The 1059-nt window shown below is 77.4% G+C and carries 1 protein-coding gene; it reads right to left on the minus strand.

Features of this window, described 5'->3' with window-relative positions:
- Positions 1–1058, minus strand: a 1058-nt coding sequence (locus E1264_RS42765) for an AMP-binding protein (RefSeq protein WP_243711527.1), incomplete at its 3' end; no start/stop codon positions are given.
- Between the last annotated feature and the right edge of the window lies 1 nt (position 1059).

Here is a 1059-nt window from a genome sequence, read left to right on the forward strand (position 1 = left end):
CGGTCGGGCTTGCCGGACGCGAGCAGCGGGATGGCGTCCACAAGCTCCAACTCGTGCGGTGCCGCGTAGGCGGGCATCGTCTCGCGGACGAAGGCGCGCAGCTCGGGCAGCCCGGGCGGCCCGCCGGACGGGCCGGGCACCACGACGGCGGTGACGCGCTCGCCCCATTCGGGGTCGGGGCGGCCGACCACGACGACGTCGCGGATCTTCGGGTGGCGGGCCAGCGCGGCGGCGACCTCGCCCGCGACGACCTTCTCCCCGCCGGTGTTGATCACGTCGTCGAGCCGGCCGCGGACGCGGAGCCGGCCGTGCTCCATGGCGCCGAGGTCCTGGGTGAGGAACCAGTCGCCGTCCCTGACCTCGGCGGTCTGCTCGGGCCGCAGCCGGTAGCCGGTGAACAGGGACGGCCCGGCGAGGCGGATCCGGCCGCCGTCGCCGAGCGCGACGCGCATGCCGGGCAGCGGCGTCCCGTCGTAGACGCAGCCGCCGGACGTCTCGCTCATGCCGTAGGTGGTGAACACGCGGGCGCCGCGCTCGCGGGCCTCGTCGAGCAGTCCGGCCGACGCGGGAGCGCCCCCGAGGACGATCGCGCCGAGCCGGGAGAGGTCGGTTCCGGCGTCCAGAAGGCGGCGCAGCTGCGTCGGCACGAGCGAGATGTGCGGACGCCCCGTGGCCGCGGCGGCGACGGCGGCGGCGTCGAACCGCGGGACGAAGATCGGGTCGGTCCCGGCGAGGAGGGCGCGGACGAGGACCTGGACACCGGCGATGTGGCTGGTGGGCAGGCAGCACAGCCACCGGTCGCCGGGCGCGGCGCCGATGCGGGCGAGGGTCCCGGCGGCGGAGTGGCGCAGCGCGGCGGCGGACAGCTCGACGACCTTGGGCGCCCCGGTGGAGCCGGACGTGGCGATCAGCACGGCGGTGCCCGCGTCGACGGGGGCGTGCCCGCCGCGGGCGCGGTGGGGGACGAGGCCGTCGGGTGTGCGGATCGCGTCCGGGGCCAGGGCGTCGAGGAGGTCGCGGAGCGCGGGCTCGGGCAGATCGGGGGAGAGGGGGCAGATC

It is taken from the genome of Actinomadura sp. KC216 (assembly GCF_004348535.1).
Lineage (GTDB): Bacteria > Actinomycetota > Actinomycetes > Streptosporangiales > Streptosporangiaceae > Spirillospora.